At 28.5% G+C, this 14,495-nt stretch carries 15 protein-coding genes; 5 read left to right on the top strand and 10 right to left on the bottom strand.

Features of this window, described 5'->3' with window-relative positions; genetic code table 11:
* Positions 1-167 precede the first annotated feature (167 nt).
* Entirely contained in the window at positions 168-314 is a 147-nt protein-coding gene (locus EG57_RS26745) for a hypothetical protein (RefSeq protein ID WP_200880571.1), read from the top strand.
* A gap of 71 nt (positions 315-385) precedes the next feature.
* Here EG57_RS26745 and EG57_RS0216695 read toward each other — a convergent pair whose 3' ends face one another.
* Positions 386-1,876, bottom strand: a complete 1,491-nt coding sequence (locus EG57_RS0216695) for an Ig-like domain-containing protein (protein WP_032078317.1) — start codon at positions 1,874-1,876, stop codon at positions 386-388.
* A gap of 272 nt (positions 1,877-2,148) precedes the next feature.
* Here EG57_RS0216695 and EG57_RS0216690 point away from each other — a divergent pair, with 272 nt between their 5' ends.
* Together EG57_RS0216690 and EG57_RS0216685 are read left to right on the top strand one after the other, a co-directional pair.
* Positions 2,149-3,360 (top strand): sensor histidine kinase, encoded by a 1,212-nt coding sequence (locus EG57_RS0216690; protein ID WP_032078316.1) that lies wholly within the window; start codon positions 2,149-2,151, stop codon positions 3,358-3,360.
* Positions 3,361-3,414: 54 nt separating this feature from the next.
* The gene (locus tag EG57_RS0216685; protein ID WP_032078315.1) at positions 3,415-4,158 is read left to right on the top strand and encodes a response regulator transcription factor; all 744 of its coding nucleotides are present in this window, start codon (positions 3,415-3,417) and stop codon (positions 4,156-4,158) included.
* 462 nt (positions 4,159-4,620) lie between these two features.
* Here EG57_RS0216685 and EG57_RS0216680 read toward each other — a convergent pair whose 3' ends face one another.
* From EG57_RS0216680 to EG57_RS0216660, 5 genes are all read right to left on the bottom strand, one after another.
* The gene (locus EG57_RS0216680) at positions 4,621-5,733 is read right to left on the bottom strand and encodes an ABC transporter ATP-binding protein (protein ID WP_032078314.1); all 1,113 of its coding nucleotides are present in this window, start codon (positions 5,731-5,733) and stop codon (positions 4,621-4,623) included.
* Between the two features lie 15 nt (positions 5,734-5,748).
* Positions 5,749-6,474 carry a glycerophosphodiester phosphodiesterase gene (locus EG57_RS0216675; protein ID WP_032078313.1) on the bottom strand — a complete coding sequence of 242 codons (726 nt, stop codon included), beginning with the start codon at positions 6,472-6,474 and terminating at the stop codon, positions 5,749-5,751.
* 259 nt (positions 6,475-6,733) lie between these two features.
* Positions 6,734-8,080: an ABC transporter substrate-binding protein gene (locus EG57_RS0216670; RefSeq protein ID WP_032078312.1), complete on the bottom strand. Its 1,347-nt coding sequence runs from the start codon at positions 8,078-8,080 to the stop codon at positions 6,734-6,736.
* A 47-nt stretch (positions 8,081-8,127) separates the two neighbouring features.
* Complete coding sequence (locus EG57_RS0216665; RefSeq protein ID WP_032078333.1) at positions 8,128-8,949, bottom strand: carbohydrate ABC transporter permease; 822 nt, start codon at positions 8,947-8,949, stop codon at positions 8,128-8,130.
* Positions 8,950-8,965: 16 nt separating this feature from the next.
* The gene (locus EG57_RS0216660; RefSeq protein WP_032078311.1) at positions 8,966-9,880 is read right to left on the bottom strand and encodes a carbohydrate ABC transporter permease; all 915 of its coding nucleotides are present in this window, start codon (positions 9,878-9,880) and stop codon (positions 8,966-8,968) included.
* 312 nt (positions 9,881-10,192) lie between these two features.
* Between EG57_RS0216660 and EG57_RS0216655 the strand changes: the two genes are divergently transcribed.
* Positions 10,193-11,818 (top strand): tannase/feruloyl esterase family alpha/beta hydrolase, encoded by a 1,626-nt coding sequence (locus EG57_RS0216655; protein WP_032078310.1) that lies wholly within the window; start codon positions 10,193-10,195, stop codon positions 11,816-11,818.
* A gap of 41 nt (positions 11,819-11,859) precedes the next feature.
* Here EG57_RS0216655 and EG57_RS0216650 read toward each other — a convergent pair whose 3' ends face one another.
* From EG57_RS0216650 to EG57_RS0216640, 3 genes are all read right to left on the bottom strand, one after another.
* Complete coding sequence (locus EG57_RS0216650; protein ID WP_242859873.1) at positions 11,860-12,342, bottom strand: hypothetical protein; 483 nt, start codon at positions 12,340-12,342, stop codon at positions 11,860-11,862.
* Between the two features lie 192 nt (positions 12,343-12,534).
* Positions 12,535-12,948 carry a VOC family protein gene (locus EG57_RS0216645; RefSeq protein ID WP_032078309.1) on the bottom strand — a complete coding sequence of 138 codons (414 nt, stop codon included), beginning with the start codon at positions 12,946-12,948 and terminating at the stop codon, positions 12,535-12,537.
* Positions 12,949-12,961: 13 nt separating this feature from the next.
* The gene (locus EG57_RS0216640) at positions 12,962-13,291 is read right to left on the bottom strand and encodes a winged helix-turn-helix transcriptional regulator (RefSeq protein WP_032078308.1); all 330 of its coding nucleotides are present in this window, start codon (positions 13,289-13,291) and stop codon (positions 12,962-12,964) included.
* Between the two features lie 302 nt (positions 13,292-13,593).
* Here EG57_RS0216640 and EG57_RS25935 point away from each other — a divergent pair, with 302 nt between their 5' ends.
* Entirely contained in the window at positions 13,594-13,767 is a 174-nt protein-coding gene (locus tag EG57_RS25935) for a hypothetical protein (RefSeq protein ID WP_242859872.1), read from the top strand.
* A gap of 94 nt (positions 13,768-13,861) precedes the next feature.
* Here EG57_RS25935 and EG57_RS0216635 read toward each other — a convergent pair whose 3' ends face one another.
* Entirely contained in the window at positions 13,862-14,467 is a 606-nt protein-coding gene (locus tag EG57_RS0216635; protein WP_032078307.1) for an HAD family hydrolase, read from the bottom strand.
* Between the last annotated feature and the right edge of the window lie 28 nt (positions 14,468-14,495).

Below are 14,495 nucleotides of genomic sequence, written 5' to 3'. Positions count from 1 at the left end.
AATATAATAATTCTTTTATTAGATTCAATTTTATTAACTTATGACTTTATTTTACTAAATTTATAAGTCAAAATCGGTAACCCAGGTTACAAATTTCAAATTAAAGAATAAAACTTTTGTTTAAGGATATTATATAGTTGAATTAAGATTAGAAAGGGGTTTTGACATTGGATAAAGAAGTAAAAGAATTATTTAATCAGATAAATTCACAATTACAAGCTATAAATTCAAAGTTAAATCAGATAGAATTGCAATCATCAAATGGTAATTATACATATACTGACACTGATATAAATTCAGATAAAAAAAAGTAGAGTAAAATTTTACTCTACTTAAATATTTTTATTTAAGTATAAACTTGAATAAAATTGATATTCATTATAAATTACTGTTGAGGCATGTACATAAAGTAAGCAATAGGATCTTTTGTCTCTGTAGCAAAATTTATATTTCTTTGATGATATGGATCTCCTTCGTATTCATTACCCTGATTATCACATATGTATGCATACCTATGATCATCTGGATTAACCCACTTCATAAAAACATAAGTATGCGTTGGACCTGTAGAGTCATAAGCTATAGTAAAGCATATATCTCCTGATTTAAGTTCATCCAAATTATCACTTTTTTTCCATCCACGACTCAACAATTGAGCTGTAAGTGTTCGTGTATTACAAACACTTTCTGGTAAATCACTAAGTCCTGCTCTTCTTAAAGCTTCACTAGCAAAATATGCACAATTGTTACTTAAGTCTCCACCATGTAGTTCTATTGCTCTTGCTATTACAGATTGTCTATTATCTGCATTCGAAAGATAATTATATAAATTTTTTTGAAAATCAGAATGAGTGTTTATTTCTGGAGCAGTTATTGTCAAATTTAAAACTGCTTTTACTAAACATCCTTCAGCTGTCCCATAATAAGTATATTTTCCTGCTTCATTATCTGTAGTAATAGGCTTATCCCACTTTACTTTTACCTTCACAACTTTCCCATCTGATGTTATGCCATCAATTGTATCAGGTGCAGCAAAATTATCATATTGCTTAACAGTTAAATTAATATCCTTTGTAGACTCTATATCTAATTCATCTGTTGAATTACTTGGTGAATCTAACCCAGTTATTGTTAAATTCAAACGTACTTTCTTTGAATATCCATCAATAACTCCATAATAAGTATAAGTACCTGGTTTACTTGAAACATCTGCATGCTTGTCCCATGAAACATTTACTTTTTTATTTGTTCCATCAGACATCGCTGCATCTATTGTATTTGGAAAACTGAATTTATCATTTTCTTTTATAGTTACATTAATATCATCTATATAAGATATTAATGTGTCTGTTGTTCCTGGTGCTGAGGCAGTTTGTCCAGATGTTTTAAACTCTACATAAACCGGACTATTTAATGACTTATTATTTTTAGACTTAAGATCTTTGTCAATAATCAATGAATAATTACTATTAGGATCACAGTGTGCAGAAATAGTAACTATAGTATCATTTTCACTCAAAGATACACTTGAACTTGTTTCAACTCCAGTATCCCTATTTATAATTTTTATTTTATCTTTTACTAAACTAGAATCTAATGGCATATTAAACTTTATTTTCCATGCTTTGTCCACAGGAACATCCATCTTAGAAATTGAAGTTATTCCTGCAATATCTGCGCTTACATACTTAGAATCTTTTGTATTTTTTTGCAAATTTTCATTATCTATATTATTAACAGCTTTTGAAGAAACTGTTGTAATTGCACTTGAATTTGTTGTATCATTTGCTGATGCAAACACCATATCATTTTTTATGGTTTGAGAAAAAATAATGCATCCACACATTATAAGTATTTTTATTACACTTTTTTTCATTAAATTCAATCACTCCAATGCTTAAAATTTAGTACATCTAATAGTTTACATCTTTTTTTCATAATTTTCAACCTGCATTTGCTAAAAATCCTCAATATTAGCAAATCCTCATTTTGCAATATCCATTTACATGTGATTTAATATATGTCTTTTATACAAAATTTTGAAAAATGATACATAAAATATACATATATGAAAATAAGTATAAAAAATCTATTATTTTATGATATTATATAATTAATGTTTTTACTTTTAATTGAAGAGGTGTTTATATGAATACTTCAAAAAAATATAAATTAGAAGAACTAATAGACATAATATCTGTGCAGAACATTCAAGATAAATTTTCAAAATTAACTAATATGTCGACAATAACAGTAAATGAAAAGGGAACCCCTATAGTAAATCCAAGTAATTTCTCTGAATTTTGTAACCTCATAAGAAGCTCTGATGAAGGCTTTAAGAAATGTATTAATTGTGATGCTAATGGAGGATTAAAATCCATATCATCAAGAAAACCAGAAATTTATACTTGCCATGCAGGACTTACAGATTTCTCTGCACCTATAATAGTAAACAATTACTACCTAGGAGCTATGCTTTGTGGACAAGTATTTGTTAAGGAAAAAAACAACAGAAATTTTATTAATATAAAAGGACTTAGTGAGAAATTTTCCTTACCATATGAAAAACTTAAAGCAGCTTTAGATAAGGTGATTGTATTAGAATATAATAAAATAATAGATATGGCAGAATTTCTATACCTATTTGCTAATTTAATTGCTAAGATGGGCATATCAAATTTAATTCAAGGTGAGCTGTTAGATGAAACAAAAGAAAAAATGAAATTTCAACAATTAGCCAAAGATATGCAGCTTAAGTCTCTGCAAGCTCAAGTAAATCCTCACTTTTTATTTAATACATTAAATACTATAGCTAGAATGTCTCTTATAGAAGATGCTCCAAATACTGAAAAACTCATATATGCCCTTTCTGACATTCTTAGATATAGTCTCAAAAATACAGATAATATGGTTCAATTAAATACAGAAATAGACAATATAGAAAAATATCTTTTCATTCAAACTACTAGATACAATGACAGACTACATTTTGAAATAGATGTTCCCGAAAATATTAGAAATTACAAAATTCCTGTGATGACACTTCAACCATTAGTAGAAAATTCTATAATACATGGTCTAGAACCCAAAAAGGATCCTGGATTAGTTACTATAAAAGCTAAAATCTTCAACGGCAATATGAATATAGAAATATCTGATAATGGAGTGGGTATGACACCTGAAAAAATGAATCTGATAACTAACAATGCTACTACTTTACCATCTAACACTACTGGTCTAGGTATTCAAAATGTAAACGGAAGAATAAAATACTATTTTGGTCCAGAATTTGGTATTAAAATAGAAAATAATTATCCTATGGGAACAAAAGTATCTGTCACTATACCTGCTATAATTTAAAATTACATTTATTTAGTATTTAATACAAATATTATTATATGGGAGGTATGTTTTTTGTATAAGCTGCTTATTGCTGAAGACGAATCCTTAGAACGTAAAGCTTTAAGAATTATTATCCAGAAAAAATTTGACAATGTAGAAATAATAAATGATGCCAAAACAGGCATAGAAGCTATAGATTTGGCTTATAAATATAGACCTGAAATAATTATTATGGATATAAAAATGCCAGAAAAAAATGGTATAGAAGCCTTAGAGTCTATTACTCAGTTTCTTCCCTATGTTAAAACTATAATTTTAACCGCATATAATGATTTTGATTTTGCTAAAAGAGCTATACAACTAGGCGTAATTGACTATATTCTAAAACCAGCTAGACCTTCTGAATTGTATCAATCTATGGATAAGGTTATAGGTTTATTGCCAAACATTAATGATAATTTCATTGATGCACAATCTTCCTCTAAATCAGATCCCATTAATGAAGCTATAAATTACATTCATAAAAATTTCAATAAGAATATAAGCTTAGAATCTGTAGCATCACATGTATATTTAAACCCTCAATACTTTAGCCGATATTTTAAAAGTCATACTGGAGTTAATTTTATTGATTATGTTTCACAAATACGCATACAAAAAGCAAAAAAATTATTAGCTTCTACTAACAATAGTATAAGTAATATATCATTATCTGTAGGATACATAGATCCTTCATACTTCAGTAAAGTATTTATCAAATATGAAGGTGTAGCTCCACATAAGTACAGATGGGTTGTAACTCATGATCGTGCATAAAGTATTTTTTAATTATTTATAAATTATGTTTTGAATCCAAGAAGGAGGCACTTTTAAAGCAGCTTCCTTTTTTAAATTAAATTTATTTATTTTTTGCAGTACACACAAATTTACAAATAAAAGTTTAATTTTTCATCAAAAAACAAAAAAGACCTGCCATAGGCAGCTACTTCAATGGTCTTCTAGTTCTACTTTTTATTATGTTAATCTTTTGAGTAGTCTTAACTCTTTTTTCAAGACTATCAAGGGATTCGCATAAACATTCTTCAATAACATCAGACGTTATTAATATTAATTTTTTATTCAATTTTTCACCTTCTTTATATTCAACATCTTCATTATACACCTACTATTAAAATATGTCAATAGTTTAGTTTTGCAAACAAAGCTTAATTTACATATTATAATGCAAATTAAGCTGTATATTTACTATATAACTTAATATTTAATAATATATCTATATTAAAATATTAAGTTTTGTGTTTCATTATTAAAAGTATGAGTATACCTATTATCTATAGAAATTTTCACCTTATCGCCTACTTTTAAATCTATATTTACTGCTATCTTAGCTATAACATTATATTCTTTTAACTTTAAGTGCAAATATGTTTCTGCACCTAAAAATTCAACTAGCATTATTTCAGCTTCCATTACGATATGATGTTCTTGTTTTTCTTTTATACTTTCTGTTAAATGTATATGTTCTGGTCTCACACCTAATTTTATAGTTTTATCCACATACCCTTCTTTTTTTAATTGTTCACCTTTATCTTCACTAAATTGAAAATCATTTTCCTGTATTCTTCCAAAAATTTTACCACTTTTTTTAATAACTTGTACATTAATAAAGTTCATTTGAGGACTTCCTATAAAACCAGCTACAAATATATTTGCTGGATTATCATAAATCTCCATTGGAGACCCAACTTGTTGAACTATTCCATTATTCATTACCACAATTTTGGTGCCCATTGTCATAGCTTCGGTTTGATCATGTGTAACATATATAAAAGTAGTATTTAATTTTTTATGCAACTTAGCAATCTCTACTCTCATTGTTACTCTAAGCTTAGCATCCAAATTAGATAGAGGTTCATCCATTAAAAATACCTTTGGTTCTCTAACTATAGCTCTTCCAAGTGCAACCCTTTGCCTTTGTCCACCAGATAACTCTTTAGGTTTTCTTCTTAAAAAATTGTCAAGACCTAAAATTCCAGCTGCTTCTCTAACTCTTTTATCTATTTGATCCTTATGAACTTTATTAATTTCTAATGAAAAAGCCATATTCCTATATACATTCATATGAGGATATAGAGCATAATTTTGAAATACCATTGCAATATCTCTATCTTTAGGTTCAACATTATTAACTAGATTGTCTCCTATATAAAGTTCTCCTTGAGAAATATCTTCCAAGCCTGCTATCATTCTAAGAGTAGTAGACTTTCCACATCCCGAAGGTCCAACTAATACAACAAATTCTTTATCTTCAATTTCTAAATTCAAATTTTTTACTGCGCTATATCCATTTTCATAATATTTATTAATATTTTTTAAGCTTAATTTAGCCATACCGTCTACCTTCCTTTATAAAATCTTTTTTAATCTATCTGGATAATTTGTTATGATTCCATCTACTCCTAACTCTATAAGCTTTTTCATATGCATTTCTTCATTCACTGTATATGCATTAATCTTTATTCCATTTTTCTTAATACAAGTTACTATTTTTTCATTCATTACTGATGGATAAAACGGATGAAGTGCATCTGCTCCTACTACTTTTACATAATCCTGTACATTATAAAGAGTTGCTGCACACAGCAGCCCTGTTTTGATACTACTATCATATTTTTTTACTCTAATCATTGAATAATGATTGAATGAAGACAATATTACTTTATTTTGCAAATTATATTCATAAACTTTTTCTATCACTTTTTTCTCAAGTTCATCGTAATGTATTACATCATTTTTAAGTTCCAAATTTATTAATAAACCTTTATCCCTTACATAATATAAAAATTCATCAATAGTAGGAATTTTTTCTTTTTCAAATTCCTCACCAAACTTAATTCCTGAATCAAATTTACATAGTTCTTCATAACTGTAATCATTAATAAAACCGCTGCCATTTGTAGTTCTATCTATAGTTTCATCATGACAAATAACTATAATTCCATCCTTTGTCATATGCAAATCTGTTTCAATTCCATCACAACCTGCTTCTACAGCTTTTTTAAATGCAAGCATAGTATTTTCAGGATAGTTACCACTAAATCCTCTATGTGCAATATTTAAACTTTTTTTCATGTATAAAATCTCCTTTATATTCATTACAAACTATTTCAGAGGACAGAGGACAACTGACAGAGGACAGTGAAGGATGATTTTTCTCCGCTTTGCTAAGAAAAATCTTTAATTAAACTTTTAATAACTCGTTTGGCTAAAGCGAAACATTGCTGACTAATATAAGTTTAAAGCTCATTTTGCGTTAGCAAAACAAGCTTATTAGTTATCTTAATGCAACATCCTCATCCCCTTCATTTTAGCTAAAACTAGTTTTAATGAATTATTTATTAGATTTATTATATTTATCAATAGCTTCATTTATACTCGTTGCTGAATTTTTAACTGCTTCTTCAGGGGTCTGCTTGCTTTGAAGCATTTCTTCTATATTCTTTTCAACAGTTTGTCTTGCTTCTGGGAATACAGACATTAATGCACCCTTAGCTGTCTTTGGTGATGCATGTAACTGATCTATAGCAGTTTGGAATTGAGGATATTTCTTCAAATTATCCTTCATAACTTGAACATCATAAGCCTTTTGTGTTACTGGAAAATATCCTGTTTGTGTATTCCAATAAGCTTGTTCATCAGGTGATACCATAAATTTTATAAATTCCCAAGTTGCCTTTTGCTTTGCTTCATCTTTATTATCTAAAGCCCATAGTGAAGCTCCACCTATTGAGACACCACCATCATTTACTCCTTCAAAAGATGGCAAAAATGCTGTTCCAAGTTCAAATCTTCCTCCAATAGCACTCAAATCTGATTTTAAATCCGCTGTAGATTCAATATACATTGCTGTCTTACCTGCAATAAAAGCATTTTCAGTATCATCTTCATTTCTTCCAAAGTTACCTACATTACCGGAATCAACTAACTTTTTCCACTCTTTTAATACCTTTAATGCTGATCCATTTTTATCAAATTCTACTACTGTTGGTGCTGACTCTCTTCCATTGCCATTATTTTCATAGTTAGCACCTTGCTTTACAATAAATTGTTCAAAGAACCAACCATATATGGCCATAGCATATCCATATTGACTGACATTTCCTGAACCATCTTTTTTTGCCAAAGCAGCTGCACATTTTTCTATATCCTCAAAGGTTTTGGGAGGATTATTAGGATCTAATCCCGCTTCTTTAAAAGCAGTCTTATTATAATATAGTATTGGAGTTGATGTATTAAATGGCATTGAATAAAGTTTATTATTAACTGTATAATATCCTAATATATTAGGTTCCAATTGAGATGTATCATATTTTTCTGCATCTATAAATTTTTGCATTGGAACAACCCATTTACTATCAATCATAAATCTGGTACCAATATCATATACTTGCATAACATCTGGTCCACCATTTCCCTTCTTAGCACTTTTTAACTTATTTATAGCTTCATCATACTTTCCTTGGTACTGAGCATTTACTTTAATGTCTTTATGTGAACTATTAAAGTCATTTACCATTTTAGTTATTGCCTGTCCATTCTTTCCTCCCATTGAATGCCAAAAGGTTATTTCTGTTGGTTTTCCACTTCCTGAAGCACTATTACTACCGTTTCCGCATCCTGCTAACATACCAGTTACCATTAAAGATGCTGTTATTAAACTTATAAGTCTCTTTTTCATTACTTTTCTCCTCTCAAAATACATTTAATATTTAAACTATTATATTATTAACCCTTTACTGCACCTGATGTCATACCTTCTACAAGTTGTTTTTGTCCAAATATAAAGATCAGTATGGAAGGTAATATTACCATTACAATACCTGCCATTATAAGACCAAAGGATTGGTTTTCTGAAAACTGAAGCATACTTATTCCTATTTGTACCGTTCTTGAACTGTCTTTACTTGTCACAAGTAATGGCCATAGATATTGATTCCAAGTTACTAAAAAAGTATACACTCCCAATGAACCTACTACTGGTTTTGACATAGGCATTACTATTTTTATTAAAAACTTCAAACTATTGCATCCATCAATTTTAGCTGCTTCATATAACTCTTTAGGCAGTGTTAAATAATATTGTCTCATCATAAATATTCCCATAGCTGAACTTAAATATGGTACTACAAGAGCTTTATAGCTATCTAACCACCCAAATGATCCTACTGTTAAATAATTAGATATCATAATTGCTTCAGCTGGAATCATCATTGTTGCTAGCATTAACACAAATAATATATTTTTTCCCTTAAAGTTAAAAAAAGAAAAAGCAAATGCTGCCATACAAGAAGTTATAACCTGACCCAAAGTTACCAATAATGATACAACAAAACTGTTCACTATAAATTTTATTATTGGTGCTGTATTCAATGCATCTATATAATTTTGAATATAAAAGCTCTTTGGTATCATCTTAGGTGGAAAAGAAAATATCTGCTCTGGCGGCATTATACTAATAAGTAATGCATATAAAAGTGGTGCTACAGCCATTAATGCAAATACTAGATTTACTACATAAAGAAGTACTTTATTTAATTTTTTATTCATTTCTGTCTCACCTCCATTAGTTATAAAACACTTTATTTTTTTCATATCTAAATTGAATCATTGTTATAATAAACATTATTATAAAAAGAATTATGGACTCAGCACTGGCTATACCAAATTTATTATTAAAAAATGCATCTCTATATATTGAATATACAAGCACATTAGTAGCTTCTCCTGGCCCCCCTAAAGTCATGATGTTTATTTGTCCAAAAGTTTGAAATCCATTTATTATATTGATTACTAATACAAAGAATAAAGTTGGTGACAAACATGGTAATATTACATTTTTCAAGCACTGAAAATAATTTGCTCCATCTATTGAAGCGCTTTCTTTTAATTCTTTGGGAATATTTTGAAGACCAGCTGTAATGAATATAAAATTTATACAACTATTCATCCAGATAGTAACAATAGATACTGCAATTAATCCCCCAAATGGACTAGTAAGCCATCCTATGTTTTTTTTAAGTACATAGTTAATTAAGCCTATACTTGGATTAAAAAGCAGAAGCCAAATAATAGAAGCAGATGCTGATGATACAGCCATTGGCATAGCATACATTGTATTAAAAATACCTTTAAATTTCAATTTATTATTACATAATAAAGCTGTAATAAGTCCTATTAAGATAGCTGGGAATGTGGTTAAAATTACAAATTTAAATGTAACTAATATGCTATTTATAAAGGAAGGTGATTTAAAAAGTTCTATATAGTTTGTTACTCCTGCAAAAGAGCCCATTTCACCTTGAGCATTAGTATTAAATAAACTCAAATAAATAGTTTTAAAGAATGGAAAATAAGTAAAAGCTAAAAAGATAATTAAACAAGGTATAAGATAAAAATATGGTTCTAATTTTTTTAAAATTCCTTTTCTTATTTGAATTCTACTATCAACGGAATCCAATTTTTCTATTATTTGTTGCATTTATATACCTCCATGTGTTCCATGTTTTTCATACATATGGTAACACTGGAATATTATAAATAGTTTATGCATTTGTTAAAAAAAATTTACATTAAAAAGTATTCTTGACTAAATGATACTCTTTTTATTAGTAAAGGCGAAAATATAAAAATAGCACTAGAAACATTAATATATAAATGCATTTAGACATAGTATTAAAAATGTTCTATAATTAAGTAATTATAATAATACCAAATTATACAAGTCAAATAATAGGGAAACTAACTGCTTGAAAAGTTATACCTAAAGTTAAATAGTACGGAGGAATGCTTAATGGAAAAACAATCTAAATTAAAAGATATCTTAAACTCACCAGTGGTATCTACCGAAATACATCCTAAAGTAGACGCTGCCTCTATAAAAAATTTTAAATTTCAAAACAATACTACCATAGTAACTATAACTAAAATGAGTGGTTCTATAGTTATTGTTGATAGCGAAAATGTTATTCTACCTGATTATTACAAGATTGAAGGAAGAATCAATGAACGAATTGGTATAGGATCTGATGGTCCTGCTGAATACTATATTGGTTTTGAATTATGTCTTCCTAATGAATGGAATGAGCGCTTTTACTTTGAAGGTGGCGGCGGCAGTGATGGCATTATACCTTCTAGAATAGGTATAAGAAAAGTTGGCAAAGTTCCTGCTTTATCCAGAGGCTTTGCAACAGTTGCTACAGATGGTGGACATCAAGGCAATACTGATTGTAAATTCGGTTACGATCAACAAGCAAGAATTGATTATGGATACAATGCCATAAATCAAGTAACTATTACAGCAAAATCCATTATTAAAAATTATTATGGAAAGCTACCTAAGTATTCATATTTTATGGGTGCATCAAATGGTGGGAGACAAGCCCTAGCTATGACTCAACGTTTTCCTGGATATTTTGATGGAATTGTTTCAGGTGCACCTGCTTTGAATTTAACAAATGCAGCTATTGCAGAAATGTGGGCTAATCAGATCTTTGGAAAAATTTCAAAAAAAGATGAAAATGGTAAACCACTTATACATACTGCCTTCTCTGAGGATGACATGAAACTTGTTGCAGATGCTATATTGAAACAATTTGATGGTGACGATGGCTTAGAAGATGGTATCATTTTAGACATGAATGCTGCTAGAAAATTCGATCCATCAACATTACCTAGAAAAACTGAGAATTCGCTAGGATTAACTGATGAACAAATAAATGCTTTAAAACTATTATTTGATGGACCTAAAGATTCTAAAGGTAACATATTATATTCCAATTGGCCCTGGGACCCAGGAATTTTAGATCCAGAATGGCGTTTGTGGACTTTAGGAACAGAAGAATGTCCACCAAGAAATGTTTCTCTTGGTGTAGAAAGCATGTCCCGTGTATTTACAACTCCTATTCCAGAAGAATATGATTCTAGTAAAGCATTAGAATGGTCCTTAGATTATGATTTTGACACTGATCCTTCAAAGTTGATCCTATCATCTTCATTCATCAATAATGTGTCAACGTATCTTGAACCATTTAGAAAATTAGGTGGAAAATTAATTCTATACCACGGTATGGCTGACCCAGTTTTTTCCGCTTATGATACAATTAATTATTATAATAATCTTGTAGAAGCAAACGGTGGACTAAAAGAAACCCAAAAATTTGCAAAACTTTTTTTAATTCCCGGCATGAATCATGTTGAAGGAGGTCCTGCAACTGATCAATTTGATGCCTTAACAGCCATTCAAGAGTGGGTAGAAAAAGATAAAGCTCCTACTATGATTGTTGCACACGGTTCTAAGGACAAACCATTCCAAGATATAAGCCGACCATTATTTCCATACCCAATGCAGGCTGTTTATAATGGTAGAGGAGATGTTAAATCCGCTTACAGTTTTGTAGCTAAGGAACCTGTAAAATAACATAAATATTATGATTTAATAAAGAAGGAAATCAGCCTTCTTTATTTTTTGAATTTTATTCTTTTTAAATAGTCCTTTTTAACAAATATTGGTGTTGTGATCAATAATATAATAGCTCCAAATAAAAATGGACCTTGAAGTATTCTATTTAGAAAGAAGATGTTGAATACTTTATAATTTTCATTAATAAAAAATTCTATATAATAAACAAATGGAGTCATAGCAAGTACCAAAATACTATTTCTCTTAATCTTTTTTTCATAAATATTTTTTATATAAGTTATATCATCTTCATTTAACTCTATATCAATTCCAAAATAGTTTTTCATCATTTTTTTATTATAGTTTATAAATTTTAAACTTATATAAAATAGCAATGGCATTATTACAAATATTCCAAACACATGCAATTCTATCAAGTTAAATCTCACTACAGCTAAAATTAATACAAATATAATTAATGCAAAAAACTTTTTTAATAAACTCATACTCTTATTAGTGAGTGAGTATTTTTCAACTCCCATCCCACTAATTATTCAACTCCTTTCGTTAATATCTTTGTTTTTAATTAATATTGATATATTAACAGTTGAACTAAATTTAATAAAGCTATTTTTGTTTAATAATACAAAAATAACTTTAAAATGTCAGTATATTGTGTTATATTATCTTACTGACCAACCACCATCAAGGGCTAAAATATATCCATTTGCATACTAACTATTAGATATAAGCACATCTCTTATTTCAATTTCAGTACCTTCTGGTGCTTTAATTTTAAATAAATATCCATCTTCAACTTTATAAATTTCCTCTCCATTCTTAATCTTAAAATTGCTATAACCTAATTTTTTTATTCTATTAAATTCTTCATGAACATCATCAACTAAAAAACATATATGTACTATGCCCTCATTCAATGAACTCCAATTATTTAACTTGTCTCCTTGTTTAGCCGTTTGCAACTCAATCATAAATGTTCCTAGTTTTAACCATGTGTTAAAATCTCGTTTGTGAAAATTGGCTGTTTCTTTAACTAACTCAAAACCTAATATTTCAGTGTAAAATTTAAGTGATTCCTTATATTTTTCTGTTTGAATGCAAACATGGTGAATCATTTTTATACTCATGTTGTTATCTCCCTTACATATGTATTTTTTGATAATTTTTTCCCCAATCACACATTGACTTTAAGATGGGCTTCATGCTTTCACCCAGCTTGCTAAGTCCATATTCTACTTTAGGAGGAACTTCTGCATAAATCTTCCTATAAATTATACCATCTCTTTCTAATTCTCTTAATTGAAGTGTCAATGTTTTTTGAGTAATGTTATTTAATAATCTTTGTAATTCATTAAATCTAATTACACCCTTTGATAAGTGCCAAAGAATTGACATTTTCCACTTTCCACTCAATATATTTATAGTTACATCCATAGGACATTGCTCTATTATTTGCTTTGACTTTGCCATCTTAACCCACCTTTACAAATTTCAATTTACAACATTATAGTATCATTTACTACACTACGTTTCAAATTTGTGCGTACTTTAAATAAATTACTTTTAATGCTATTCTCTTAAATAGAAAAACTTATCTGATATCAATCAGAGATTATTTTCAAGCTTGAATAATCCTAAAAATACCACAATAACAATTGTTTAAATAAATTAGTTAATTTAAGAAAGAAGGAAATTTAAAATGATAATTGACAGTCACGCTCATGTAATGTTTCCAACAGAAAAACAGCTATCAATGATGAAAGTATACAATTTTGGCTCCTGCCATGGCAATTAAGCAATTACCTGAACGTACATTATTTAGCTCAGATGCACCTTATGGAAATCCTCTATTATTTAAAAAAATGATTGAGATAAGCAGTAAAGATGCAAAAACTGCTGAACAAGTACTAGGTGGAAACATAACGAATTTACTAAACTTAAAATAAATTTCATTTATTTTATATCATATTAGCTCTTGAGTATTTAAAATATGCCACAGCCTTAGATATATCCCATCTTGGGCTATAGCATGTTAAAAAACTATATATATACATTATAACTTTTCAGTTTTCCTCTTAAATCCTTAGGATTTTTAAATAGTATGGCTCCAAAATTAAGTTTTCTTGCATATTCAACATTACTTTCTACATCATCTATAAAAATTGATTTCTTAGGCTCTATGTCATATTCATCTATTATTCTTTTGTATATTTTCTCTTCAGGCTTCAATAATTTTTCTTTATAGGAAACAATTCCTCCATCAAATAGTTTAAAAAAATCATATTTATTAGTTACATATTCAAATGCCAGTAAATGAAAATTAGATAAAAAATAAATCTTATATCCTTCACTTTTTAATTCTCTCAAAACCTTAATTGAATCTTCAATAGGTGTAAGAAGTTCATACCAATTTTCAAAAGCAATCTTAATTAATTCTTCATTTTTTATACTTTTTTTAATTATAATATTTATAGCATCTTCTTCAGTAATAGTTCCTCTATCAAGCATTTCCCATTGCTCACTTTGAAATATTTCTTTATATATTTCTGAAACCTTATTAATTTCAGTAATTTTCGCTTTCAGATATTCCTTTGGCTTAAAATTTAATAATACATTTCCTAAATCAAATATAATGTTTTTATACATAATCCTAATTCTCCTTTGTTAATTATTT

The organism is Clostridium drakei (assembly GCF_000633595.2).
In the GTDB taxonomy this organism is placed as follows: domain Bacteria; phylum Bacillota; class Clostridia; order Clostridiales; family Clostridiaceae; genus Clostridium_AM; species Clostridium_AM drakei.
Note: the sequence above shows the minus strand (reverse complement) of the source record. Positions and strands in the feature narration are given on the sequence as shown.

Bases quoted from the DNA above. Each gene is read 5' to 3' on its own strand.
- EG57_RS0216640 (WP_032078308.1), bottom strand. From the start codon at position 13,291: ATGGCAAAGTCAAAGCAAATAATAGAGCAATGTCCTATGGATGTAACT.
- EG57_RS0216695 (WP_032078317.1), bottom strand. From the start codon at position 1,876: ATGAAAAAAAGTGTAATAAAAATACTTATAATGTGTGGATGCATTATT.
- EG57_RS0216660 (WP_032078311.1), bottom strand. From the start codon at position 9,880: ATGCAACAAATAATAGAAAAATTGGATTCCGTTGATAGTAGAATTCAA.
- EG57_RS0216665 (WP_032078333.1), bottom strand. From the start codon at position 8,949: ATGAATAAAAAATTAAATAAAGTACTTCTTTATGTAGTAAATCTAGTA.
- EG57_RS0216655 (WP_032078310.1), top strand. From the start codon at position 10,193: ATGGAAAAACAATCTAAATTAAAAGATATCTTAAACTCACCAGTGGTA.
- EG57_RS0216690 (WP_032078316.1), top strand. From the start codon at position 2,149: ATGAATACTTCAAAAAAATATAAATTAGAAGAACTAATAGACATAATA.
- EG57_RS0216635 (WP_032078307.1), bottom strand. From the start codon at position 14,467: ATGTATAAAAACATTATATTTGATTTAGGAAATGTATTATTAAATTTT.
- EG57_RS0216650 (WP_242859873.1), bottom strand. From the start codon at position 12,342: ATGGGAGTTGAAAAATACTCACTCACTAATAAGAGTATGAGTTTATTA.
- EG57_RS0216645 (WP_032078309.1), bottom strand. From the start codon at position 12,948: ATGAGTATAAAAATGATTCACCATGTTTGCATTCAAACAGAAAAATAT.
- EG57_RS0216670 (WP_032078312.1), bottom strand. From the start codon at position 8,080: ATGAAAAAGAGACTTATAAGTTTAATAACAGCATCTTTAATGGTAACT.
- EG57_RS0216680 (WP_032078314.1), bottom strand. From the start codon at position 5,733: ATGGCTAAATTAAGCTTAAAAAATATTAATAAATATTATGAAAATGGA.
- EG57_RS0216675 (WP_032078313.1), bottom strand. From the start codon at position 6,474: ATGAAAAAAAGTTTAAATATTGCACATAGAGGATTTAGTGGTAACTAT.